At 65.6% G+C, this 25,966-nt stretch carries 16 protein-coding genes and 1 tRNA gene; 10 read left to right on the top strand and 7 right to left on the bottom strand.

The annotated features are described in order from the left end of the window. Positions 1-21: 21 nt before the first annotated feature. Complete coding sequence (locus tag ACE3P0_RS15180; protein ID WP_374403557.1) at positions 22-3,297, bottom strand: S41 family peptidase; 3,276 nt, start codon at positions 3,295-3,297, stop codon at positions 22-24. Between the two features lie 142 nt (positions 3,298-3,439). On the opposite strand from ACE3P0_RS15180, the gene ACE3P0_RS15185 reads away from it, so the two are divergent. Both ACE3P0_RS15185 and ACE3P0_RS15190 read left to right on the top strand, forming a co-directional pair. Next, positions 3,440-3,515, top strand: a tRNA-Ala gene (locus tag ACE3P0_RS15185). A 145-nt stretch (positions 3,516-3,660) separates the two neighbouring features. Continuing rightward, positions 3,661-5,904 (top strand): patatin-like phospholipase family protein, encoded by a 2,244-nt coding sequence (locus ACE3P0_RS15190; protein WP_374403558.1) that lies wholly within the window; start codon positions 3,661-3,663, stop codon positions 5,902-5,904. A 90-nt stretch (positions 5,905-5,994) separates the two neighbouring features. Here ACE3P0_RS15190 and ACE3P0_RS15195 read toward each other — a convergent pair whose 3' ends face one another. Then, positions 5,995-6,924: a transporter gene (locus tag ACE3P0_RS15195; RefSeq protein ID WP_374403559.1), complete on the bottom strand. Its 930-nt coding sequence runs from the start codon at positions 6,922-6,924 to the stop codon at positions 5,995-5,997. Positions 6,925-7,243: 319 nt separating this feature from the next. Here ACE3P0_RS15195 and ACE3P0_RS15200 point away from each other — a divergent pair, with 319 nt between their 5' ends. Next, entirely contained in the window at positions 7,244-8,902 is a 1,659-nt protein-coding gene (locus tag ACE3P0_RS15200; protein WP_374403560.1) for a methyl-accepting chemotaxis protein, read from the top strand. Positions 8,903-8,910: 8 nt separating this feature from the next. Here the strand turns inward: ACE3P0_RS15200 and ACE3P0_RS15205 are convergent, their stop codons facing one another. Both ACE3P0_RS15205 and ACE3P0_RS15210 read right to left on the bottom strand, forming a co-directional pair. After that, a complete protein-coding gene (locus tag ACE3P0_RS15205) occupies positions 8,911-10,314 on the bottom strand; it encodes a heavy metal sensor histidine kinase (protein WP_374403561.1) in 1,404 nt (467 codons plus the stop codon). After that, on the bottom strand, positions 10,311-10,991 hold the full coding sequence (locus ACE3P0_RS15210; RefSeq protein ID WP_374403562.1) for a heavy metal response regulator transcription factor: 681 nt from the start codon (positions 10,989-10,991) through the stop codon (positions 10,311-10,313). Before ACE3P0_RS15210 ends, ACE3P0_RS15205 begins: the two co-directional genes overlap by 4 nt. Before the next feature lie 188 nt (positions 10,992-11,179). On the opposite strand from ACE3P0_RS15210, the gene ACE3P0_RS15215 reads away from it, so the two are divergent. Genes ACE3P0_RS15215 through ACE3P0_RS15230 form a run of 4 tightly spaced genes read left to right on the top strand, consistent with a single transcriptional unit; the run spans position 11,180 to position 17,501 of the window. Next, the gene (locus ACE3P0_RS15215) at positions 11,180-11,509 is read left to right on the top strand and encodes a copper-binding protein (RefSeq protein ID WP_374403563.1); all 330 of its coding nucleotides are present in this window, start codon (positions 11,180-11,182) and stop codon (positions 11,507-11,509) included. A gap of 28 nt (positions 11,510-11,537) precedes the next feature. Then, positions 11,538-12,806, top strand: coding sequence for a TolC family protein (locus ACE3P0_RS15220; RefSeq protein WP_374403564.1), 1,269 nt, complete (start codon positions 11,538-11,540; stop codon positions 12,804-12,806). Beyond that, positions 12,803-14,371, top strand: coding sequence for an efflux RND transporter periplasmic adaptor subunit (locus ACE3P0_RS15225; protein ID WP_374403566.1), 1,569 nt, complete (start codon positions 12,803-12,805; stop codon positions 14,369-14,371). The genes ACE3P0_RS15220 and ACE3P0_RS15225 overlap by 4 nt, the downstream gene beginning before the upstream one ends. A 1-nt stretch (position 14,372) precedes the next feature. Continuing rightward, positions 14,373-17,501 (top strand): efflux RND transporter permease subunit, encoded by a 3,129-nt coding sequence (locus ACE3P0_RS15230; protein WP_374403567.1) that lies wholly within the window; start codon positions 14,373-14,375, stop codon positions 17,499-17,501. Positions 17,502-17,643: 142 nt separating this feature from the next. On the opposite strand, the gene ACE3P0_RS15235 is transcribed toward ACE3P0_RS15230, so the two are convergent. After that, a complete protein-coding gene (locus ACE3P0_RS15235) occupies positions 17,644-18,105 on the bottom strand; it encodes a tetratricopeptide repeat protein (RefSeq protein ID WP_374403568.1) in 462 nt (153 codons plus the stop codon). Between the two features lie 43 nt (positions 18,106-18,148). Beyond that, positions 18,149-19,327 carry an ROK family protein gene (locus ACE3P0_RS15240; protein ID WP_374403569.1) on the bottom strand — a complete coding sequence of 393 codons (1,179 nt, stop codon included), beginning with the start codon at positions 19,325-19,327 and terminating at the stop codon, positions 18,149-18,151. A 376-nt stretch (positions 19,328-19,703) separates the two neighbouring features. Here ACE3P0_RS15240 and ACE3P0_RS15245 point away from each other — a divergent pair, with 376 nt between their 5' ends. From ACE3P0_RS15245 to ACE3P0_RS15255, 3 genes are all read left to right on the top strand, one after another. Next, positions 19,704-21,617: a radical SAM protein gene (locus tag ACE3P0_RS15245; RefSeq protein ID WP_374403570.1), complete on the top strand. Its 1,914-nt coding sequence runs from the start codon at positions 19,704-19,706 to the stop codon at positions 21,615-21,617. A gap of 279 nt (positions 21,618-21,896) precedes the next feature. Then, positions 21,897-22,247, top strand: coding sequence for an HU family DNA-binding protein (locus tag ACE3P0_RS15250; protein ID WP_374403571.1), 351 nt, complete (start codon positions 21,897-21,899; stop codon positions 22,245-22,247). Positions 22,248-22,562: 315 nt separating this feature from the next. Further along, positions 22,563-23,618, top strand: a complete 1,056-nt coding sequence (locus ACE3P0_RS15255; protein WP_374403572.1) for a porin — start codon at positions 22,563-22,565, stop codon at positions 23,616-23,618. 94 nt (positions 23,619-23,712) lie between these two features. Here ACE3P0_RS15255 and ACE3P0_RS15260 read toward each other — a convergent pair whose 3' ends face one another. After that, positions 23,713-25,860 (bottom strand): TonB-dependent receptor, encoded by a 2,148-nt coding sequence (locus ACE3P0_RS15260; RefSeq protein ID WP_374403573.1) that lies wholly within the window; start codon positions 25,858-25,860, stop codon positions 23,713-23,715. Positions 25,861-25,966: the final 106 nt, after the last annotated feature.

Below are 25,966 nucleotides of genomic sequence, written 5' to 3' on the forward strand. Positions count from 1 at the left end.
CGTATGTGCTGCGCGGTGGCGTCAGCCCTTGGGCGGCCAGCTCGGCAGATCCAGGCGCGGGCGTTGCGAAAAGTCAGGCACCCGCGGCGGCTGTTTGCTGAGTGCCGCGAGTGCCACGTCGACCGCCTTGTCGAGCTGCGGATCGCGGCCGTTCGCGTAGTCCTGCGGCGCGATGTCGACATGCACATCGGGCTCCGTGCCCCAGTTCTCCACACCCCAGCCAACATCCTTGAACCAGAAACTGAACTCGGGCTGCGTGGTGATCGTGCCGTCGACCAGGCGATGGCGCGGCCAGATGCCGATCACACCGCCCCAGGTGCGCGTACCCACCAGCGGGCCGAGGCCCATCAGCTTGAAACAGTGCGAGAAGATGTCACCATCCGAACCGGCATGCTGGTTCGTCACGCACACCACCGGGCCGGCCACGGCATGGGCCGGGTAGGGTTCGGGCGCGCCCCAGCGCGAAACGTCGTAGCCCAGCACGCGGCGCGCGAGCTTTTCCAGCAGCAGTTGCGAGACATGGCCGCCACGGTTGAAGCGCGCATCGACGATCAGCCCGTCGCGCAGGCTTTCGGTGCGCAGGTAGCGGTGAAATTCCGAGAAGCCCCAGGTCACCATGTCCGGGATGTGAAGGTAACCGAGCCGACCACCCGAGGCTTCGCGCACGCGGGCGCGGTTGGCCTCGACCCACTCGCGGTAGCGTGCGGCATCTTCACCCGGCAGGGCACGCACCACTGCACGGCGGCGGTTGGCGCCGTCGGCATCGGCGAGCAGCAGTTCCACCTTGCGGCCGGCACGCGCCACCAGCCGCGCTTGCGGCGGATGTTCGCGGTCACAGGCGAGGCCGTCGAGCGCCAGCAGGCGCTCGCCCGGCTTGGCTTGCACGCCCACGGCAGCGAGCGGCGAATCGTGCCCCTCGCGCCACGCATCGCCGCGCACCAGGCGCTCGATGCGGTAGCAGGCGTTCGCTTCGTCCCACGAGAATTCGGCGCCCAGATGGCCCAGCGGCAGCGCGGCAACGCGCTTGCGATCGCCGCCCGATTCGTAGCAATGCGAGGTCGCCAGTTCGCCCTGCATTTCCCAGATCAAGTCCGACAGCTCTTCGCGCGTCGAGATCCGTTCGACCAGCGGCGCGTAGCGCGCCCAGATGCGGCCCCAATCCACGCCACTCATGTCGGCCGTCCAGAACTGATCGCGCTGCAGGCGCCACACTTCGCGCAGCATCTGGCGCCACTCCGAACGCGGGTCGACTTCGACCTGCACGCGATCGAGATCGACCCAGCCGGATTCGCGCGAGAAGTCGCCGACTTCGGTCTCCTCCTTCGGCTTCTCGCCGATCTTGAAGGCGCGCACGCCCTCGCTGGTGTCGGCGATCAGCGCCTTGCCAGGCAGCGCGAGCAGGAAGCCGGCCACATCGCCGAGCACCGTGTCGAGCTTCTGCTCACGCATATCCCAGCTTTGCAGCAACGCGTCGGCGACGTCGTGATCCTCATCGCTCTCGGTGGTCACCGGGTGCAGCGTCCAGTAGACGATGCCCTTCGCGGCATCGATGCGGCCGTAGCGACCGGCCCCGACCGGGAAGGCGCGCACACGGTCGGCAAGGCCTTCGAGTTCGACGACGACCGGCTTGGGCGGGCGCTTGCGCTCGGCCTGTTCGGCCTTCTTGTCGCCCTCCTCCTTGCTATCGCTTTCCTCGTCGCCGTCGTCCTCATCCTCGTCGTCTTCGTCCTCGTCGTCGCCAAAGCCACGCGGCAGGGGCTCGAACGGGTCAACGCCGTCGGCCTGCAAGGCCACCAAGTAGGGGCGCGTCGCACGCGGGAAGGAGAGGTCGAACACGATCTCGTCGTAGACCGGCTCGAAGGCGCGGGTCGAGAGGAAGTACAGGTACTTGCCGGACGGGTCCCAGGCGGGCGAGAAATCGTCGAAATCCTCGCCGCTGGCCATACCGCTGCGGCCGGTGGCGATTTCCAGCAGCTTGATGGCACGCGTCGCGCGACTCACCGAAAAGTCGTACGCGAGCCACGCGCCATCGGGCGAGAAGGCGGGCTCATCGATGCGCCGATAGTCGCAACGGTCCAGCAGTCGCACTTCGCGCGTGACGAAATCCGCCAGCCACAATTCATTGCGATGGTTCGTCACCACCACGCGCAGGCCGTGCGGTGCCGCAACGATGCCGGTAACACGGCCGAAATCCGCCTCCAGCACGCTAACGCCCTCTTCGGCATGCAATTCGAGGCGCTCTTCACCGCTGGCGTCGGACACCATCACGACGCCCACGCCTTCGGCCAACCACACCGGCAGCCGGTAGCGCGCGCCCTGCTCTTCGCCGAGCTGGCGCATCGCGCCTTCCCACAGCGGCAGGCTCACCGCCTTACCGCGCACCGCGAGCGCCACGGTGTGACCATCCGGATGCACGCTGAGCGCTTCGAGTTCCGCATCGCCGCTGACAAACTTGCGCGCCAGCTGCGGCCGCGCGGCCGGCACTTCGATGTCAATGCGCGTCGCATCGCCGCCCGCCGGGTCGAGCCGATACACATCGCCACCGCTCTGGTAGACGATCGTCGTGCCATCGGTGGAAGCGTGCCGAACATAGTGTTCGCCGTGTTCGGTGTGCCGCTGCAGATCAGCACCGGACGGCTCGCACGAATACAGGTTGCCGATGCCTTCATGGTCGGAGATGAACCAGATCCGATCGGCTATCCACATCGGGCACGCCAGGTTGCCCGCCTTGCGCGGATCACCGAAGGGGTCGAGCGCTGCAAATTCGCCCTTGCCGTCGACATCCACCCACAGGTGGCCGACGGTGCCGCCGCGGTAGCGCTTCCACAGTGCCGGGTCGCTGGTGTTACGGCCCAGCACGCAGGCGCCCGTGGCGGACCACGACGCCTCACTCGCCATGCCCCACGGCAACAACACCGGCAGCGGCGCATCCAGCGCCACGGTGAACAAGCGCCGCATGTGGAAGAAAGGCTGATCGGCGTTGCTCGCGACGACCACGCGGCCGTCCGGCGTCCAGCCGGTCACCGCAGTGTGTGCGCCAAGCCAGGTCAGCCGGCGCGCCGCGCCACCCTGCGCGGGCATCACGTAGACCTCGGAATGGCTTTCGTCCGTCGCAATGAAGGCGAGCCACTTGCCGCACGGCGAGAAGCGCGGGAAGCCGACCAGGCCCCGCCCCCCGGAAATCCGCCGCGCCACCCCGCCCGCCAGCGGTACCGACCACAGATCATCGTCGGTGACGAACACCAGGGTGTCACCCGAAACGGTCGGAAAGCGAAGATAGGCGGGAACATGGGACATGCGGTGAACTCCAGCCGGGGCGCAACAACGGCAACGCCCCGTCAAATCAAGGGAAACCGCGAATTATGCCACCGCCCCTGCCCCCACCACCCGCCCCCCACTTGGCAGGAGAAAAAAACTAGCTATAATTGCGGCCTCGCGTGGGGGGGTAGCTCAGCTGGGAGAGCGCCGCGTTCGCAATGCGGAGGTCGGGAGTTCGATCCTCCTCCTCTCCACCACCGAATTCAAAGCCGTTGATTCCGCAAGGATCAGCGGCTTTTTCGTTTCCGGACTTCAGCGCAGACGCGACAGATCAAACAAACAAGCCACCGCGTGGGCTAGGCTTTGAAGGTCCCACTCCGACTCAACGGCGAAAGGCTCGGTATGCGGCTCCTGGCGATCTTGGGTGTGCTGTTGGCAGCGTTTGTGTTGTCCCCCGCCTCGGCCGCTGCGGAAGCGCCAGCGGCAAAGCGCCCGAAGATCGGGCTGGTACTCGGCGGTGGTGGGGCGCGGGGCTTGGCGCATGTGGGGGTGCTGGAGCAGCTTGAACGCCTGCGGGTGCCGATTGACTGCATCGCGGGCACCAGCGCGGGCGCACTGGTCGGCGGGGTCTATTCGAGCGGCATGCCGCTGCCGGAAATCCGCCGGCAGGTCGAGTCGGCGGATTGGGAGAAGCTCATCGGCGGCGTGCCCGACCGGCGCAACCTGCCTTACCTGCGCAAGCAGGACGACTTCAAGAACCTCGCGGCGATGACGCTGGGGCTGGATTCCGACGGCGTAAAGCTGCCCCGCAGCGTGGTGAACTCGCAGTTCATCGATGCCTTCCTGCGCGAGCTGACCCAGGATCTGGTGATTGACTCCTTCGCGCGGATGCCGATCCCCTTCGTGGCGATCGCGACCGACCTGGAATCCGGTGACATGCGGGTCTTCAAGGACGGTGATCTGGCGATCGCGCTGCGCGCCAGCATGGCGGTGCCGGGCGCCTTTGACGTGGTGCACGACAGCGGGCGGATGTATGTCGACGGGATGTTCGTGCGCAACCTGCCGGTCGAGAACATCAAATCCAAGGCACCGGAGGGCTGCGGGGCGGATGTGACGATCGTGGTCGACGTTGGCACGCCGATGCTCAAGCGCGACGACATCAAGAGCTTTCTCGATGTGGCGGCGCAGGCGATGAACATCGCGACCGGGCGCAACGTGCTCGAATCGCGCAAGTTGATCGGCGAGCGCGACATCCTGATCGAGCCTGATCTGAACGGTTACACCCCGGCGAGCTTCACCGAGGCGAAGGACATCATCGAGCGTGGGCGCAAGAGCGTGGCCAGCGTGGAGGCGCGCCTTGCCGAACTCTCGCTGCCGGAGGCGGACTACCAGGCGTGGGCCCACCATGTATCGGGCCGAGCGACGAAGGAGCCGGTGCATTACGACCGGGTGGAGGTCGCTGAAACCCGCTTCGTGCCACCCAAGCGTGTTGAGGAAGTGCTGACGGCGCCGCCGACGCCGACGAGCCAGGACGAGCTGCTCGCGCGCTTCAACCAGCTCTACGACTCCGGCGACTTCGACGGCATCAACTACCGGCTGCGCGAGGAAAACGGCCAGCGCATCGCATCGGTTGCGCCGATCGAACGGCAAGTCGGGCCGAACTACCTGCGCTTTGGTATCGACCTGGCGTTTGACACCTACCGCACGGCGAACGTTGCGCTGCTCGCCAACTACCAGATGACCTGGCTGAACCAGTGGGGCGCGCAATGGCGCAACTTCCTGCGGCTGGGCGCCGGCGGTGAGCTGGAAAGCGAGATCTATCAACCGCTGTGGGGCTCGCCGGTGTTCGCGTATGGCACGGCCAAGGGGGGCAACGCGCTGTTCCCGGTGTACAGCGAAAACGGTTCGAAACTGATGGAGCTGGACATCCGCCACGCCGGTGTTGAAGCCGGCTTGGGCTACTCGCTCGGGCGCTACGGTGAGCTGCGCGCCGGCGCACTGATCGGCAAGATCCGTAACGAGATGACGACCGGCGTGCTGGGCAGCCTGGCGACCGAGCAGCTGGATTCAACCGTGCGCGGCTTCCGGCTGAGCGGCGTGGTGGATCAGCTCGACAACCCGAAGTGGCCGCGCCACGGCTACTACCTGCGCACCGACTACGGCCTCGCGAACCTGGATTCCAACGTCAGCACGCGCAACACCGCGCAGTTGCTGTCGGTCGATGGTGATCTGGTGGGCACTTACGCGTCCTACACCGTGCGCGGCTCGGCGCGGCTGCGCGGTTCGCTGGACAAGGATCTGGCCGGCATTCCCACGCCTTACCAGCTCGGCGGCTTCCTGCAACTGTCGGGCCTGCGCGCAGACCAGCTCTCCGGCGCACAGACGGCGCTGGCGCGGGTGATGGTCTACAAGCAGATATCGACACTACTGCCGCAACTCGGCTCCGGCACCTACATCGGCGGCTCGCTGGAATCCGGCAAAGTGTGGAACCAGCTGATCAGCGGCAAGAACACCGCGACCATCCCATCCGCTTCGGTCTATCTGGGAATCGACACCCTGCTCGGCCCGCTCTATGTGGCGGTAGGTTGGTCTGATTACATGGGCGGCAAATGGGGCGGCTACCTGTATCTCGGATACACCAAGTGAGTGCCAGTTAAGCGCCTGGGCCGCACGGCCAAGTACTGACGTGCGGCCGGATTACGCCGGCGACGCAGCAGCGAATGAAACGCGAGCAGCCTACAGACCGCCGCCCCAGCGCGTCTGCAAGGCGAGTACGACGAGGCTCATGTTGTTGCCCGTGCGCGCATAGACGCCGTCGCTGACCGCGAGCTTCACAGACTGATAGCGGCTCAGCGGCATCGCCACCGTGGCGCCGAGTCGCCAGTTCTCCTGCAGATCGTTGCCGGCCTTGCCGTCGAGGTAAGTGCGTCCGCCCTGGAAGTAGCTCGCGCTCAGCGATACCCAGGCCCCTGCTGCAAAGTTATAGACCGCGTGCGCTTGTGCGGAATACAGCGGATCCTGCTTGCGCTCGATACCACCGAAGTAGTCCGCATTGGCGGTGTAGAACGTGACACCACCCGCCAGCTCAAGCACGAACGGCCCCAGCGTTTTCGATAGGCCAATCTCCGGTTTGACGACCCAACGATGGCCACCAAGGTTGACCACCTTGCTCGGCTCATAGGCACCGGTCGGGGCGACCACCTCCAGGCTCACCCCCACGATCAGATCCGGCCGGAACGCGCTGAACTCGGGCAGCGACAGCGCTGGCGAGCCGTAAAGGTTGTAGGACGTTCGCACGATCGCATCGCCCAAGCCCTGCTGCTCACGCGACACCGCCGCGCCAGCGTAATCGGCCGTGCCGGAAAGCCATGCATAAGGCAGTACCAGATCCACGCGGGCTGTCTGGCCCGCCAGCTCGAAGATACGGGCGTAGCCAAGAATGCTGGTCCATACCTCCAAGTCCGGATTCTTCACCGGCAGCGCCGGGTCAAAGCCCACGCCGCCTTCCGAGTGACCCAGCCCAACGATGGCGAAATTCATGCCCTGCGGTGCGTTGGAGTAGTTGCGCGGCTCCATCGACTGCGCCCACGCAGCGCGATCAACCAGCAGGAACAGTGGCAGTGCGACGCATCCGCTCCGTAGCAGACAGCGCAGTCTGGCGTTCATGGTTCGCCCCTCGGTGTGCAAGCCTCTCGGCGCCCGACCACGGCCACCGCCAAGTGCGGCAACGCGGCACGCCTCCCTTGCCATCTCGTGCAAGTGGAAAACACGCACCTGCACTGCTGATTATCGCTCGCGCTGCAGCATAAGTAAGCAAGTCCGGTCATGGAATGGCCGTGGCGAGCGAACCTAGTATTGGCCCCGAGCACGCAACGACGACGCGGCGCCAGCCTTCGAACAGAGCAGCAAGGCGGCGACCCCGACGCGGAGATTGGCAAAGCGTGCGACACACCGACCCAGTGGGCCAACGAATAAGGAGAACAAGATGCGGCTGCCCGCTCTGCGTTTGCGCGCGAAACTGACTGCGGCCTTCACCGCCTTACTGCTTGCAGTGGTGGTGCTGGGCTTCTTTGCAAGCCGGCAGATTGCGGCGGTCAATGCGGTGTCGGCGCAGCTCGCCACTGTTTGGTTACCCGGCGTTCAGGTAGTCGCCGCGTTGAGCGGCGAGAAGGCGGACTTCCGCACCGCCGAACTTCAATTCGTGCTGTCGGTCGATCCTAACGACCGCAAGCGCTACGCAAAAATCCTCGACGACGCGGACAAGCATCTCGGCGACCGCGTCGCGAAGCTCAGCGCGATCACGCGCGACCCAGCGCAGCGCGAAGCACTTGAGGCCTTCTCCAAGCACTGGGCGGCCTACAAGGTCGAGCACGACAAGGCGATCCTGCTCGCGCAGCAGGACGACCCCGAAACCGCACGCGACCTGCTGCGCGCCACCGCACAGACCGAGTACGAACAGGCCGACGCCGCGCTGCGAAAAGTCGTGAGCCTCGCCGAGCAGGGCGCGGCGGCCGCCAGCGCGGATGCCGACCGGGTCACGCGGCGCGCATCGGTGTTGATCGGCGTGGTCGCATTGATCGCCGCATCGGCCGGTATCGCGCTGGCGCTGTTCATGGCCAACCGAATCGCGGTGCCGCTGCGCTCGGCGATCGCGCTCGCAGAAAAGGTGTCGCGCGGCGATCTCGCGGAACCGATCCGCAGCCACGGCAAGGACGAAATCGGCGAGCTGCTGACGGCACTGGAACGCATGCGCTGCAACCTCGCGCAAACAGTGTCCTGCGTGCGCGATAGTGCCGGGCAGGTGTCGCTCGCGGCGGGTGGCTTGTCGTCCAATACGCAGAGCGTGGCGGACGCATCGGTACGGCAGAACACGATGGCCAGCGCGGCGAGCGACGGCCTCAAGCACTTCATCGATTCGCTGGCGGAAATGGTGCGTTCGGCGGAGTCGGTCAGCGACATTTCGGATGCGGCGCTAACGAAGACACGCGACGGCAGCGAGCAAGTCGCCGCGCTGGTGGCCGAAGTTTCAGAAGCCGACGAAGCGATGAACGCGATCGCCAGCTCGGTGCGCGCCTTTGTGTCGAGCACACAAACGATCAGCACGATGACTGCAACGGTGCGCGAACTGGCCGATCAGACCAACCTGCTGGCGCTCAATGCGGCGATCGAAGCGGCCCGCGCGGGTGAGCAGGGGCGCGGTTTCGCGGTGGTCGCGGACGAGGTGCGCAAGCTCGCCGAGAAGTCGCGCCAGTCCGCCGCGTCGATCGACGAGATGACGCAGTCGCTCAGCGCGCAATCAGGCATGGTGGAATCCTCGGTTGCGCGTGGTTTGTCTGCACTCGCAAGCAGCCACGCGTATGTCGAGGGCGTGCGACACATGCTCACCGACGCCGCTGCATCGGTCGAAGACGCCGCCTCGGGCGTGAGCCGCATCCGCCAGATCGCAGTCGCGCAGCGAAGCGCATCAGAAGAAGTCGGCGCTCATGTCACGGAGATTGCAGACATGGCCGCGCAGAACGACAGCACTGTGCGCGAAACCGCGGCGCAGGCGCAGGCGCTGGAGCAGCTGTCGCGCACGCTCGACGACTCGGTCGGCCGCTTTGTGCTGCAGCCGGGCGCGATCAGCGAGCCGACATTCAGCTGACGCGCTGATCAGGTGTTCGGCGGCTCGCTCGCGATGCCGCCGACCGGCACGCGGATCTGAAAGGTGGTGCCGGCGTCTGACGACACCACCGAGATATCGCCACCGTGCGCGACAACGATCGAACGTGTGATCGCAAGCCCAAGCCCCGCACCATCGCTGGAGCGCGTGCGCGCCGGGTCGACCCGGTAGAAGCGGTCGAACAGGCGCGGCAGATGCACCTCGGGGATCGTCGGCCCCCTGTTCGTGACCGCCACGCTCGCCGCCCCATCCGTCACGGCGATGCCGATCTCCACCCTGCTGCCGGCCGCGGCATGGCGCACCGCGTTCGACAACAGGTTGGCGAGCGCGCGCCGCAGCATCAGGTGATCCGCACGCACCGTTGCAGCGCCGCTGCGCTGCAGGCGCAAGCCGCGCTCTGAGGCGACCGGCTCGAAGAATTCGATCAGCGCATCGACTTCGGCGTCCAGCGCCACCGCCTCCCATTGCGGCACCAGCAGGCCGTTGTCGGCCTTGGCGAGATACAGCATGTCCGACACCATGCGCGACAGCCGCTCGAACTCTTCGAGGTTCGAGAACAGCACCTCGCGATACTCGTCCGGCGAGCGCACACGGGACAGCGAAACCTGCGTCTGCGTCGTCAGGTTCGAGATCGGCGTGCGCAGTTCGTGCGCGAGATCCGACGAGAAGTCGGACAAGCGCACGAAGGCCTCCTGCAAACGCGCCAGCATCGCGTTGAACTGCTCGGCGAGGTCGTGCAGCTCGCGCGGCACGCGCTCGAGCTTCAGGCGTTCGTTCAGGTGCGAAGCGGATATCTGGCTCGCGGTGCGGGCGACGTCCTGAATTGGTTGAAGGGAGCGCTGCGCGATCAGACGCCCCAGTACCGCCACCGCCAGCACCGACAGCCCGATCACCCAGAACAGGCTACGGTGGAAGGCGCGCAGGAACTGCTCGTGGTGCATCACATCGACCGACAGCGTTACCCGCATCGGCGCTTCGCCCGGAATCGCCGTGCTCGCCAGCGCAGAAAAGCCGCGCATCGGCATGTCGTCCATCTTCCAGGTGTGCAGCAGCGTCTTGCCGGCCTCGATCGGGAAGGCAGGCATCGTGCCGTGATGCAGCGTCGAGAACACCTGCTCACCGTTGCCGCGCTGAATCGAGAGTTCGAGCCCGTGATGACCCACCAGCGCATCGGCCATGCGTCCGGCCAGCTGGGCGAGATCCTCTGCCGACTTCAGCCGCCCCAGCGCGTGGCGAGTCAGGTCCAGCTTGCCCTGCATCAGATCGAGATCCTGTTCCTCGAAATGGCGCTCGACAGATTGCTCGATGAACCACGCGGCAGTGCTGAACACCACCGCCGCGGCAATCGAGAACAGCAGCGCCAGCCGCGCTGCGAGCGACGCGGGTGGCCTCATTGCGCCTCGCCCTCTTCCAGTACGTAGCCCATGCCGCGCACGGTGCGGATCAGCTTGGGCTCGAAGCCGTCGTCGATCTTCGCGCGCAGGCGCCGCACCGCCACCTCGATCACGTTGGTGTCGCTGTCGAAATTCATGTCCCATACCTGCGAGGCGATCAGCGAGCGCGGCAGAATTTCGCCACGGCGCCGCAGCAGCAGTTCGAGCAGCGCGAACTCCTTGGCAGTCAGGTCAATGCGCGTGCCGGCGCGTGTCACACGCCGCCGGCGCAGATCCAGCTCGAGATCGGCAACCACCAGACTATCGGCCTCGCGCGCCTTGCCACGCCGCAGCAGCGTACGCACCCGCGCCAGCAATTCGGAGAACGCAAAGGGCTTGACGAGGTAGTCATCCGCCCCGCTCTCCAGCCCCTTCACGCGGTCTTCGACCTCGTCGCGCGCGGTCAAGAACAGCACCGGCATCTCCTTGCCAGCGCGGCGTATCGCCTGCAGCACCGTCCAGCCATCCATCGCTGGCAGCATGACATCGAGAATCACGAGGTCGTAATCCTCGTTCAAGGCCTGGTGCAGGCCATCGATGCCGTCGCGCGCAAGGTCGGTCGTGAAGCCGGCCTCGCTGAGCCCCTGCTTCACATAGTCGCCCGCCTTCGCTTCGTCTTCGACAACCAGGATTCTCATACCTTGGCCCCTCCGTGGCCTTGCCGGCAATTCTGCCGGATCGGTGTCGCGGGCGCCCTTTCCTTACAGGAATGTAATCCAGCGGTCAGCCTCGCGACAGCCGCGCGCCGCGATGATCCCCCTGCAAGCTCGCGCATTACGAATGGCGTCGGCGCGACCGAATCCCAACCCCCTTACGAAGGTTTGATATGAAAACCCTGCTGCCCATTGCCACACTGGCCATCGCCCTGTTCGCCGCTCAGCCTGCCCTTGCTGCTGACCCGCATGCCGGCCACCATGCCGACGCATCGCAAAGCGCGGGGATGTCGCACGGCACCGTGAAGAAGGTGGACAAGGCGAAAGGCTCGATCACAATCGCCCACGGCCCGCTGGAAAACCTCGGCATGGGCGCCATGACGATGAGTTTCAAGGCGAAGGACGCTGCTTGGCTGGATCAGGTCAAAGCCGGCGACACGGTCGACTTCGTCGCCGAGAATGTCGGCGGCGCGCTGACGATCACCCAACTGCAGCGCAAGTAAGCCGGCTCACCGCCAAACAGGAACGCCCATGCCACGCCGCCTCTATCTGGCACTCAGCATCGCCGCTGCACTTGCGTGCAGCAACGCCCTCGCCGACGAGGCTCGCGCGCCAGGCCGCTCGGTGGACGAGCTGCTCGCACTGGCACGCGATGCCAACCCCACGGTGCGTGCCGCGCAACAGGAAGCCGCCGCCGCGCGAGAGCGGATCGAGCCGGCCGGTGCGCTGCCCGATCCGATGCTGAAGATCGAGCTGATGGATGTGACCAACATGGGCAGCACCGGCTTGCGGTTGTCGCCAGCGCAAGTCGGCAGCACGCAATACACCTTCAGCCAGCAACTGCCTTTCTGGGGCAAGCGCGAGCTGCGCCGCGACGTGGCCGAATCCGGTGCGCGCGCGGCAGAATTCACCGCCGAGGACATGACGCAGGAGCTGCTGACCCTGGTCAAGCGCGGCTACGCCCAGTACTGGCAGGTGACGCGCTTGCAGGGGGTTACGCGCGAACTGGGTGCCTTGAGCGAGAAGATGGAGCAGGTCGCACGCACGCGCTATGCGGCCGGGCTCGTCGCCCAGCAGGATGTGATCCGCGCGCAGCTTGAGCTGACCAGTCTCCGGCAAGAGCAGATCCAACTCGACAACGAGCAGCAGACCCTGCGCGCGATGCTCAACGGCCTGCTGGCGCGCGGCCCGCAGGCACCGCTCGCTGATCCCGAGCAGCTGCGCAGCATCCCCAGCCCCGCCACACTGCAAATGGACGCACTGATCGAGCGGCTGCGCGGGCGCAATCCGCAACTGTCGGCCGAGCTTGCGAAAACACAGGGCGCAGAGAGGAACCGCGAACTGACCTACCGCAACCGCATGCCCGATCTGAACCTCGGCATCGTGCCGGTGCAGCGCGGCTCCAGCGTCAACGAATGGCAGCTGATGTTCGAGGTCAACCTGCCGCTGCAGTTCGACAGCCGCCGCAGCCAGGAACGTGAGGCCGAGCGGATGCTGGACGCCGCCCGCGCACGCGCCGAATCCACCGCCAGCCGTTTGATCGGCGAGCTGGGCGGCAGCCTCGCCGCACTCGATGCCTCACGCCGGATCGAGGCGATCACGGCCAGCACGCTGCTGCCGCAAACCGAAGCCACCTTTCAATCCGCGCTCGCCGGTTACGAGACCGGCCGCGTCGATTTCGCCACGCTGATCGATGCACAGCGCGCGATCCGCAAGGCACGGCAGGATCTGATCAAGGCCCGCGCCGACCAGCAGGCTCGGCTGGCCGACATCGAACGACTGATCGGAGAACAACTGTGAACCGCCTACTCGCTACCGGCGGCGCCCTCCTAGCGCTCGCCACGGCCGCCGGCCTCGGCTACGCGATCGGCCACCAGCGCAGTGACACGCCCACCGCGGCCGCAGCGGGTGTTCAGGGCAGCGCCGGAACGACGCGGAAGATCCTGTACTACCGCAATCCGATGGGCCTGCCTGACACCTCGCCGACGCCGAAGAAAGACCCGATGGGCATGGACTACATCCCGGTCTACGAGGGTGCGGACGACACAGCCGCCAGCGATGGCAGCGTGCGCATCAGCGTGGAAAAGGTGCAGAAACTCGGCGTACGTACCGAGGCCGCGAAGACGCAAAGCCTCGCGCGCAGCGTCCGCGCGCTGGGCCGCATCGAAGTCGATGAGCGGCGCGTCGCAACGGTGTCGCCGAAGTTCGAGGGCTGGGTCGAGCGGCTGCATGTGAACGTCACCGGCCAGCTCGTCTCGCGCGGTCAACCGCTGTTCGATGTGTACAGCCCCGAGCTGGTCTCTGCACAGCGCGAATACGCCATCGCCAGCAAGGGTAACGAGGCCTTGAAGGATGCCGACAGCAGCGCACGCGACGGCATGCGCGGGCTGGCCGAGGCCTCGCTCGCCCGCTTGCGCAACTGGGACATCTCCGAGGCGCAGATCAAGGCGCTTTCACAGCAGGGCGATGCACGCCGCACGCTGAGCCTGCGCTCGCCGGTCACCGGCATCGTGATGGAAAAGAAAGCGGTGCAAGGCATGCGCTTCGCCGCCGGCGATGCGCTGTACCAGATCGCAGACCTGTCCACGGTATGGGTGATCGCCGACGTGAATGAACAGGATGTCGGCCTGATCGCACCGGGGCAAACGGCGCGCATCACGATCAACGCCTACCCGGGCAAGCTGTTCGAAGGCGCGATCACCTACGTCTATCCAACCCTCAACGCCGAGACCCGCACCGTGCCGGTCCGCGTCGAGCTGGCGAACCCGGGCGGCCTGCTCAAGCCCGGCCTGTTCGCGTCACTTGAACTCAAGGCCGCGCCGCGCAACCCGGCGGTGACGGTGCCGCTCTCGGCGGTGATCGACAGCGGTGCGCGCCAGATCGTGCTGGTCCAGGTGGCCGAAGGACGTTTCGAACCGCGTGCGGTGAAGCTCGGCGCCCGCTCGGAGAGCGACGTCGAAATTCTCGACGGCGTGAAGGCGGGTGAGCCGGTCGTAATCTCGGCCAACTTCCTCATCGATGCGGAGAGCAACCTGAAGGCAGCGGTATCCGGCTTCGGCGCGCAGCCCCCCGCCGCCAAGGCGAAGGACGCCACCAGCGCGAACGCCGTGCACCACGGCGAGGGCCATGTCGAGGCCATCGATGCCGCAAGCGGCAGCATCAGCCTCGCGCATCAGCCGATCGCGAGCCTCAAGTGGCCCGCGATGACGATGGACTTCGTGCTCGCGAACGCCTCGCTCGGCGATGGGCTGAAGGCCGGCGCCGCGGTGCAGTTCGACTTCGTCGAGCGCCAGCCGGGCGAGTGGGTCATCACCGCGATCAAGCCGCTGGCCGCGGGTGGCGCGGGCGCTCACAAGGGCCACTGACATGCTCAATGCCCTGATCGACTGGTCGGCACGCAATCGCTTCCTCGTCCTGCTCGGCACGCTCTTCGTGGTGATCGCAGGCGTGTGGGCGGTGATGAAGACCCCGCTCGACGCGCTGCCCGATCTGTCCGATGTGCAGGTGATCGTCTATACCGAATACCCCGGCCAGGCGCCGCAGGTGGTGGAAGACCAGGTCACCTACCCGCTCACGTCGGCGATGCTGTCGGTGCCGAAGTCCAAGGTCGTGCGGGGCTTCTCCTTCTTTGGCGCCTCATTCGTGTATGTGATCTTCGAAGACGGCACCGATATCTACTGGGCGCGCTCGCGGGTGCTGGAGTACCTCAACGCCGCAGCGGGCCGCTTGCCCACCGGCGTGGCACCGCAACTGGGGCCGGACGCCACCGGCGTCGGCTGGGTCTATCAGTACGCGCTGCAGGCCAAGGACAAATCGCTCGCCGACCTGCGCGCCACGCAGGACTGGTTCCTGCGCTACCAGCTCAGCAAGGCGCATGGCGTGGCCGAGGTGGCATCGATCGGCGGCTTCGTGCGGCAATATCAGGTGACCGTCGATCCGCTGAAGCTACGCGCCTACGGCATTCCGCTGAACAAGCTCGCCGAGGTGATCCGCGCATCGAATCGCGATGTCGGTGGCCGCGTCGTCGAGATGGCGGAAACCGAGTACATGGTGCGCGGCCGCGGCTATCTGCGCAGCCCGGACGACATCGGCAAACTGGTGCTGAAGGCCGAGGGCGGCACACCGGTACGCATCAGCGATGTTGCGCGCGTGGAGTTCGTGCCGGACGAGCGGCGCGGCCTCACCGAACTCAACGGCGAAGGCGAAGTGGTCGCCGGCATCGTGATGGCGCGCTTCGGCCAGAACGCGCTGGAGGTGATCGGCAACGTCAAGGCCAAGATCGCCGAGGTCGCTTCCGGTCTGCCCGACGGCGTGTCGATCAAGGCGGTGTACGACCGCTCCGAGCTGATCGGGCGCGCGATCGACACACTCAAACGCACCCTGGTCGAAGAATCGATCATCGTTGCCGCGGTCTGCGTGATCTTTCTGCTTCATGTGCGCAGCGCGCTGGTGGCAATCGTAATGCTGCCGGTCGGGGTGTTGATCGCCTTCATAGCGATGCACGCGCTGGGCATGAACTCCAACATCATGAGCCTGGGCGGCATCGCGATCGCGATCGGCGCGATGGTGGATGCGGCCATCGTGATGATCGAGAACGCGCACAAGCACATCGAACGGCTCAGGCCCGACGATTCGCGCATCGACGCGATCATCGCCGCCTGCAAGGAAGTCGGCCCTGCGCTGTTCTTCTCGCTGCTGATCATCACGGTGTCCTTCCTGCCGGTGTTCACACTCGAATCGCAGGAAGGCCGCTTGTTCTCGCCGCTCGCCTACACCAAGACCTTCGCAATGGCCGGCGCGGCGCTGCTGTCGGTGACACTGGTGCCGGTGCTGATGATGCTGTTCATCCGCGGCCCGATCATGCCGGAGGCGAAGAACCCGGTTAACCGCGCGCTGATCTGGCTCTACCGGCCGATCATCGCCGGCGTGATGCGATGGAAGAAGACGACCGTCGCCCTCGCGGCGGTCGCACTGGCGGTCAGCGTGTGGCCGGCGTCGAAGCTCGGTTCCGAGTTCATGCCCACGCTCAACGAAGGCACGCTGTTCTACATGCCGACCTCATTGCCGGCGATGTCGATCACCAAGGCGGCCGAACTGCTGCAAACGCAGAACCGCATCATCAAGAGCTTCCCGGAAGTCGAATCGGTGTTCGGCAAGGCCGGCCGCGCCAACACCGCGACCGACCCGGCGCCGACCGAGATGTTCGAAACGGTGATCAACCTGAAGCCGGAATCCGAATGGCGGCCCGGCATGAACATCGACAAGCTGATCGCCGAGATGGACAAGGCGCTGCAATTTCCTGGCGTGTCGAACGCGTGGACGATGCCGATCAAGGCGCGCATCGACATGCTCTCCACCGGCATCCGCACACCGATCGGCATCAAGGTGTTCGGCAAGGATCTCGACGAGATGGAGCGCCTCGCCAAGCAGATCGAGGCGGTGGTCAAACAGGTGCCGGGCACCACCAGCGCATTTGCCGAACGCATCACCGGCGGCTTCTATCTCGATATCGAACCCGATCGCGACGCGCTCGCGCGCTACGGACTGGGAGTCGGCGAGCTGCTTGATGTGGTGTCGACCGCGCTGGGCGGCGAAATGGTGACCACGACCGTCGAGGGGCGCGAGCGATTCGGCGTGACGGTGCGCTACCCGCGCGAGCTGCGCGACGATCCTCAGAAGATCTCGAACCAGGTGCTGGTGCCGACGATGGGGCGCGCGATGGTGCCGCTGGGCGAAGTCGCGAAGGTCGCCATCGTCCGCGGGGCGCCGAGCATCCGCACCGAGAACGCGCTGCTATCCGCCTACATCTATGTCGACATCCGCGATCGCGATATCGGTTCGTATGTGAAGGATGCGCAGAAAGCAGTCAGCGAGCAGGTGAAGTTCCCGCCCGGCTACTACGCGAGCTGGAGCGGCCAGTTCGAATCGATGCAGCGCGCGATCGAGAAGATGAAGATCGTGCTGCCGCTGACGCTGCTGATCATCTTCCTGCTGCTGTACCTGAACTTCAAACGGCTCACCGAGACGCTGATCGTGATGCTGTCGGTGCCCTTCGCGCTGATCGGCGGCGTGTGGCTGATGTGGGCGCTGGGCTACAACCTGTCGGTCGCGGTAGCGGTGGGCTTCATCGCGCTCGGCGGCGTCGCGGCGGAGACCGGTGTCGTGATGCTGATCTACCTCGACCATGCCTGGCGCGACATCAGTGCGCGCCGCGCAGCCGAAGGCCGCACACCGTCGGCCGAGGATCTTTACGCGGCGGTGATGGAAGGTGCGGTGGAGCGCGTGCGGCCAAAGATGATGACGGTTGTCGCGATCATGGCCGGCCTGCTGCCGATCATGTGGAGCCATGGCACCGGCTCGGAAGTCATGAGCCGGATTGCGGCGCCGATGGTCGGCGGCATGATCTCCTCCACCGTGCTGACGCTCGCGGTGATCCCGGCGATCTACGCGCTGGTGATGAGCCGACGCATTCGGCGGCCCACTGCGGCACAATGACGCGATGTACCCACTTGCCCACGTTGCGCGGCTGCTGCATCGCCTGCGCTGCCGCTTCCGTAGCTGGTGCCGCGCCAACCGGCGCGCACACCAGGCTGCCCGTGTTACCTGCTGCAACGGGCGGCGCCTGCCCTGAGCCGGCTCAGGGGTGCTTCGCGCGGTAGTCGGCGATCGCTGCCTTCAGGTCGTCGTATTCCTCGCACGGCAACCAGCAGAGCTTGTCGAGCGCGGCGAGGTGCTGCTCCGCGTGCGCCAGATCGCCGGCCATCAGATAGGCCTCGCCGATGTATTCATGTGCGCCACGGTGCTTCGGATCGATCGTGAGCGCCTGCTCGTAGTAGCGGAACGCGTTGTCGAGCTTGCCCTGTTTGCGGCTCGCATAGCCGAGCAGGTTTAAGCCGTCGGCACTGCGCGGGTGGCCCGCGACGTAAGGGGTCAGGATGCCGATGGCGGCATCCCAGTCCGACTTGTCGATCGCGCCCTGCGCTGCAACAAGCTCGGGCACTTCTGCCACCGTGCTGCCGCCTCCGCCGCCACCCCCTGATGCCTGAGCGAGGCCCGCGAACAGGCTCGCGGCGAGCAGGATTCCGCTGATCTTATGCATGGCAGCCTCCACGACAACGCGGGGGCGCATCCCCCAGACGTCGTTATAGCGGCCGCACGAGCTTGTGCAACACCATCCCGGCAGCGCCTGCAGCGACCGCACGTGCGCCATAACGCGACACGCGCACTTCGGGCGACGGCAGGCCGGCGTCACGCGCATAGCGACTGAGCGTTTCGCGTGCCGCGTCGAGCAGCGGCGCACCCAGCTCGCAGGTCGGGCCGCCGAGTACGAAGCGGCCCGGATCAAAGGCCGTCCACAGGTTCTGCATCAGCACGCCGAGGTAGTGCCCCGCGCGCTGCACGGCGCTGACGGTGAGCGGATCGCCGGCACTGGCGCGCGCCAGCAAGGTGCCAGCCGATGCCTGCTGATTGCCGGCGCCGGCCGATTGCTGCGCGATCGCGCGCAGCCCGATGTAGGCTTCGGCGCAGCCCTCACGGCCACATGAACAGCGTGGGCCCGCCACCTGCAGGATCGAGTGGCCGACTTCACCGGCGAACCCGGCTGCCCCAAGAAACAGACGATCATTCACGACCACGCCGGCACCCACACCGATGCCGAGACTCAGATACACCAGCGGCTCCGGCACCGGCGCATCGCCAAATTCAAACTCGCCCAGCGCCGCGACATCCGCCTCGTTCTGCAGGTAGAGCGGCAGCTCGCCGAAACCGGCGTTCGCCAGCGCCGCGCGCAACGGCGTAGCGACATCGATATCGCGCCAGCCAAGGTTGGGTGCCACCTTCAGGATGCCAACCGCTTCATCCACCGCGCCGGGCAGCCCGACGCCAACCCCCAGCACTTTGCGACCGCTCGCGCTGACGCTGGCGATACCATCGATCAGCAGGCTCGCGAGCCGCTGCAACACACCGTCGGCATCTACGCTGAGGAAGTCTTCATCGGTCTGCCACACGATGTCGCCGGTGAGCGAAGTCGCCACCACATGAATGCGGTCGACGCCGAGCTCAGCACCGACCATCGCGAGACGATCAGGGTCGATCGCAAGTGGCGTCGGGCGACGCCCCAGCGCGCCGGTGATCTGGATTTCATGCTCGACCAGCCAACCCTCGTCGATCAGCTCCTGTGCGAGCAGGCTGACGGTCGACTTGGTCAGACCTGTTTCCTTGGCCAGATCGGCGCGCGATTGACCCGCCTGCTGTCGCACCCGCCGCACGATCGCCATGCGGTTGATCTGCTTGAGCAGGGTCTGGTCTCCAGTAATCGGCATGCACATTCCTATCGCGGCAAATATCGTCTATCGAGCGTGCTCGGCGCACCCATGGTTCAACACGCCGGGTGCCCATATTCTACTCACGGGCGAGCATGCGCCAAACAATGCAACTATCATTCTTGACGCCGGACAGCCAATATTTTCGGGCCGACCGACGAATTTTGGCGACTATAACCTTCTTGGCAATTCCGCGCCTTGCCAGGATTGCTGAACGGGAAAAATGTCCATGTCTCGGCCCGCTTTGGCACAGCCTCAAAGCGGCAGGCTAAAATTCACGCATCGGGCGACCCACGCGCCGCTATCTGCCCCTGTATGAACGGGGACTCGCCGGATGCCGGCCCACCCCCCAAAGCCCTCACGCCGACCCGCGACCATGTCCGAATCTTCCTTGCGCGTGCTGTCCGTCATTCCGCCGATGACGCAGCTGAACACGCCCTACCCGTCCACCGCGTACCTGACTGGCTTCCTGCGCTCGCGCGGCATCGATGCGGTGCAGGAAGACCTCGCGCTGGCGCTAGTGTTGCAGCTCTTCTCGCCGGACGGCCTGGCCGCGATACGCGACGCCGTCGAGGCGATGCCGCCGCGCAAGCACACGCAGCAGGTCGCCAGTTTCCTCGCGCAGTATCCGCGCTACGCGGCGACGATCGCACCGGTCGTCGCCTTTCTGCAGGGGCGCGATACCACGCTGGCACACCGCATCGGTGGGCGCGACTTCCTGCCCGAAGGCGCACGCTTCGAATCGCTGGATGTGTACATCGACCCCGACGGCGGTGACCCGCTCGCCTGGGCTTTCGGTGCGCTGGGCATGCAGGACCGCGCACGCCACCTCGCCACGCTGTACCTCAACGACCTGGCCGATGTGCTGCGTGACGCGGTAGACCCGCGTTTCGAGTTCGTGCGCTACGCGGAATCGCTGGCGCAGAGCCAGCCGACCTTCGAGCCGCTGGCGCGCGCGCTGGCCGCTCCGCCAACGCTGGTCGACGCCCGGCTCGCGGCGCTCACGCACGCGACCATCACGAAGCACAAGCCGCGCATCGTGCTGCTGTCGGTGCCCTTCCCGGGTTCGGTGTACGGCGCCTTCCGCATCGCGCAGACGATCAAGGCGATCGATCCCGCCATCGTCACCGTGCTCGGCGGCGGCTTCGCGAACACCGAATTGCGCGAGCTCTCGGAGCCACGCGTGTTCGACTACTTCGACTACGTCACGCTGGATGCCGGCGAGCGCCCGCTACTGGCGCTGATCGAGCACCTCGACGGCAAGCGTTCGCAGCAACGATTGGTGCGCAGCTTTCTGCGCGACGCCGAGAGCGGCGCGGTGCGCTATGTGAACTTCGCCGAACCGGATATCGCGTTCGCCGAAGTCGGTACGCCGACCTGGGATGGCCTGCCGCTGGACCGCTACCTCTCGGTGCTCGACATGCTCAACCCGATGCACCGGCTATGGTCGGACGGGCGCTGGAACAAGCTCACCGTGGCGCATGGCTGCTACTGGAAGAAGTGCAGCTTCTGCGATGTGAGCCTCGACTACATCTCGCGCTACGACGGCGCATCCGCCGCCACGCTGGTGGACCGCATCGACGCGATCGTCGCCGAAACCGGCCAGAGCGGCTTTCACTTTGTCGACGAAGCAGCGCCGCCCAAATCGCTGAAGGCGCTCGCGCAGGAACTGCTGAATCGCAATCGCGCCATTTCCTGGTGGGGCAACATCCGCTTCGAAAAGTCTTTCACGCCGGAGCTATGTCACCTGCTCGCGCAGAGTGGCTGCATTGCGGTGTCGGGCGGCCTGGAAGTGGCGTCGGACCGGCTGCTGAACCTGATGAAGAAAGGGGTGTCGGTCGATCAAGTCGCGCGGGTGACGCACGCCTTCACCGAAGCCGGCATCCTGGTGCACGCCTACCTGATGTATGGGTTCCCGACACAGACAGTGCAGGACACGGTCGATGCGCTCGAATACGTGCGCCAGCTGTTCGAGGCGGGCTGCATCCAGTCCGGCTTCTTCCACCGCTTTTCCTGCACGGTGCATTCGCCGGTCGGCAAGAATCCGGAGGAATACGGCGTTACGTTGCAGCCGCTACCGCCCGTGAGCTTCGCGAAGAATGACATCGGCTTCATCGATCCAACCGGCGTCGACCACGACAGCTTGGGTGTTGCACTGAACAAGGCGCTATACAACTACATGCACGGCATCGGGCTGGAGGAGGATGTGCGCAGCTGGTTTCAGACGCGGGTCCCGCGTAGCCGCGTACCGCGCCACTTCATCCAGCAGGCGCTGCGCGCACGCCCGTAGCGCATCACGCTGAAAGGACAGCTTGCGGGCAGACACCACAGGGTGCCACGACGCCCATCGCAACAGGCAGCCGCAATGCGGCAGTGCACCAGTTCGCGCTGCGCGAGGCGTGTCACGCGCGCGGCTCCATACGATCAGCACAGCAGAGACTTGCGCTACGCGAATAGCTCATGGACTATCACGCCGAATGGAAAGGCGACGTGATGCCGGGTCAGCCCGCCCTCAAACGCCCGCCCGGGGGCAACGTGTCATCGACACTCACGAGAAAGGAACCAGAGCATGAATAGAAAAGAGTTGGTAGAGAAAGTCGCTGCCGAGCATGAACTCTCGTTCGCGGCTGCTGACCGCATCGTCCGCACCGTGTTCGAATCGATCCAGACGGCCGTCAAGAAAGGCGAAGGCTTCACGCTGATCGGCTTCGGCAGCTTCGGCTCGAAGAAGCGCGCCGCCCGCACGACCCGCAACCCGGCGACCGGCGGCACCGTGAAGGTTCCGGCGAAGACCGTGCCGACCTTCAAGGCAGGCGCGACCTTCAAGGCGCTGGTTGCAGGCAAGGCCGCAGCGAAGAAGCCCGCCGCGAAAGCCGCACCGGCTGCCAAGAAGGCCAAGCCCGCCGCGAAGAAGAAGTAAGTTTCATCGTGGGGCTGCGCGCAAGGCAGCAGCCCCACTCCCACGCCGCGCCATAACGCGGCGCCGCATTCGCCCCTCGTGAGCAAGACCGCAGGTTTCCGCGCTCGACACGGTCGTCGCCACACAAGCCCCGGCGCTTCACACGCGGCGCACGATCGAAGCACCGCATTCTCCGTGTTGGAAAATTCTTAGCAGAATCACTTCGTTCGCATCACGCGTACGACGCTCTACTGTTGAGCCCGTGACCCGCATCGGTCGCGCCGCCGGGCTCCCTCCGCAGGGCGGCTCAACGACATCCAGAGAGAGGTTTCTGCCTTGAAGCTCCACCCGACAATTGCGGCGCTCGCCGCAGCACTATCCACTGCGCCCGCGCTCGCCGTCGATTCCAGCGTCACCGTCTACGGCCTGGTCGATGCCGGCTACGCCTACCGCTCCGACAACTACGACGCCACGAAGAGCAGCCGTCAGGGCTTCGATGGCGGCATCGCAAGCGGTTCCCGCCTCGGCTTCCGCGGCGTAGAGGAAATCACCCCCGGCCTGAAAGGCAAGTTCGTCATCGAAGCGGGCATCAACGTCGACACCGGCACGGCCGCACAGTCCGGCCTGACCTGGGGCCGCCAAGCCTGGGTCGGGCTCGATTTCGGCGCCGCCGAAGCGCGCCTTGGCCGCCAGTACACGCCGCAATACCTGATCTACAGCGAAATCGATCCGTTCAACCACGGCACCGTGTCGAAGGCGAGCAACATCTTCACCCATATCGTGTCGCGCGCCGACAACGCGGCCTACGTGACGACACCGTTCTTCGGCGACGTCTTCTCGGTCGACGCGCAGTACGCCTTCAACCGCAGCGGCGACGAAGCGGTGGCGAACGCAAAGGACAAGCGCTTCTACGCGATCGGGCCGAAGCTGCAGTTCGGCAAGACGGTGAAGATTCTCGCGAACTATTCCGAGACGAAGGAGAAAGGTCAGTCGAACGCCGACTCGGCGCTGGACATCGGCGCGGTGCTCGACTTCAACGTGGTGAAAATCTCTGGCGCCTACGCGCTGGCGAAGTTCGAAACCGCGCCGGTGAAGGGTGAGGCGAAGAAGTACGACCGCTTCCTGCTCGGCGCGACCGTGCCGTTCGGTAATTTCTCGCTACTCGCGTCCTATGCCTACTCGAAGGACAAGAACGACCTCGACGAAAAGGCTGTGCAGTACGGCATCGGCGGCAGTTACGCGTTCTCGAAGCGCACCGACACTTACTTCGGCTACTCGCGCATCGACGCGGATGATTCGCTGAAGGGCAAGGGCTACAGCGTCGGCGATTCGTCCAACGCCGGCAACGACTACCGCAGCGGCTTCAACGTCGGCATCCGCCACAAGTTCTGACAGACACTGGCTCCGAAATCCCCATTGAAAAGGGCGCCGCAAGGCGCCCTCTTTTTTTCTTCAACCGGCAAACTCGTGCTGCCGGCGAGCGGTGTCAGAACTTCATGCCGACCGCCGCGTAGTAGGAACGCCCCTTGCCGGCCACGTTCTGCCCCCACTCACCCATGCGGCCGCCCACGTAGGCGCCGCCGAGCGGCGCTTCGTAGTATTTGTCGAGTGCGTTCTCGATGCCCGCGTCGAGCGTGAGCTGCTTCCACTCATAGCGGGTACGCAGATTGAGAAGGCTGTAGCCGGCGGTCCGGACTTCGTTGCGCACAGCTTGTACGTCGTGCTTGCCGGCCACCATCTGCACCTCCAGCGCGCTGCTCCAGCGGTCGAGGCGGTGCTCGGCGGTGAGCCTGGCATTGAGCGGCATGATGTGGAACAGCTTGTCGCCGGTGGTGGCGTCGCGGCCATGCACATAGGCGGCAATGCCCTTGAATTGCACCTCACCCAAACCCGTCTCCAGCACCGACGACTCGGCCGAGGCATCGAGCCCGTAGAGTCGTGCGTCGTGATTGACGAACTTCAGGAAGACAAAGTTGGCCGTCTCCGTCTGGTTCATGCCCATGCAGGCACCGGGCGAGACCGGGCAGCGCTCGACGTCGATGTAGTCCTGCACATAGGTGTAGTACGGCGTGACGCGCAGCGCCCAGCCCTTGGCGGCGGCACTTTGCAGCCGCGCGGTGGCGCTGACCGTATTGGCGATCTCCGGCTTCAGATCCGGGTCGCCGACATAGCCATTCGCATCGCCGAACCAGCCGGTCATCATCATCGCCATCATGCCCTTGCCCCAGGCGTAGCGTTCGTAGAGGTTTGGCGAGCGCGTCTTGCGTGCGTAGCCGGCCTCCAGGCTGCTGATCTCAGAGGGGACAAAACGCAGCATGGCCGTAAGGTCAAGGTTGTTGTCGGTACGGGCGTGGTCGATGGCGTTGAAGGCCATCGCCGCATCGGCATCGGCGTCGGGCCCGCCCATCATGCCCATCCATGAGTAGGGCTGCACATCGCCGGTATCCATGCTGACGCGGTCGTAGCGCACACCCAGCACGCTGCGCCAGGCCGGCGACCAGCTCGCCTCCCACTCGGCGTAGGTGCCGAGCCGGTCGCGCTGACCGTTGTTGATGTTCTTGTACGCGTCGGGCCCCATCATCATGCTGCCCGGAACCGCTGGCCACCAATCGTCGAGCCGGAAGCGGTGGAACTCGTTGCCGATGCGCAGCACATCGGTGTCGGTCAGCGTCACGCTCGCCTTGATCGCATAGCCAAGGTTCTTGCCGTCGGTGTTCATCGGCATCTCGCCGCCCTTGTCTTCGAGCATGTTCATCTCGTGGCGGGTGCGGTTGTAGTAGGTCTGCAGCTCCGCGCTGCCCCAGCTGAAGCGGCCGACATAGCGCAGGTTCGCGAAGGCGGCCTGATTCTCGGTCATGTCCATCCAGGCGTTTGGATAAGCCTGATAGGGGATGTACTGCGCCCCCGCGTTGAACACCAGCAGCGCATCGTCGCTACGGTGAGCCAGCATCAGCGCGGTATTCTGCGTCGCGTAGCGGGTGGAGAGCACCTCCGTGCCGTTGCCCGCCTTGTAGTTGGCGGACTGCGAAGCGCTGCTGGTGATCCGCGCACTGAAGCGTTCGGACGCCAGCGTCGCCGCAAGGCTGCCGCCAAAGTTGTCGCCATTGCTGCGGTAGAAGCTGCCGATCTCGCCTGTCGCAAGCATCTCGCCGCTCTCGGCAAACACGGGGTCGGGCGTCTGCGCGCTGATCGTGCCGCCGATGCTGTCGCCGCCCTCGCTGACCGGCGTGATGCCGGCCATCACGTTGACGCGAGCGAGCTGCGAGGGATCGAGGTAGGACAAGGGCGGGTTCATGTGGTTGGCGCAGGCCGAGGTGATGGCCATGCCGTCGACCTCCACCCGCACGCGCTCGTCGTTGAGGCCGTGGATCGCCGGCAAGCCGGAGACACCGCCGCTGCCATACACGCTGACGCCCGGCACTTCGTCGAGCAGCGATGCGGTATCGCTGCTCGCGGCCCGACGGCGATCAAGTATCGCTTGCTCAAGCTTGTTTCGGTCCACTGCGCGGAGGCCGAAGATCGTGATGCGTTCGACCGCATCGGTGTCGCCTGCGGCGTCGGTCGCCGCGGCCGGTTGGGGAAGCGCCGCAAGGATCGCCGCGGCAATGAGGCTGGTTTTGAATTCAGTGCACATCGTGAATCACTCTGACTGTCGGTTGAACACACACCACCGCTGCCATCGCCAGAAGCGCGTGGCAAAGCAGGGTGTGGCGCGCACAGACGTGCGCAGCGAGCGCGCA

It is taken from the genome of Niveibacterium sp. (genome assembly GCF_041909475.1).
Taxonomy (GTDB): Bacteria; Pseudomonadota; Gammaproteobacteria; order Burkholderiales; family Rhodocyclaceae; genus Niveibacterium.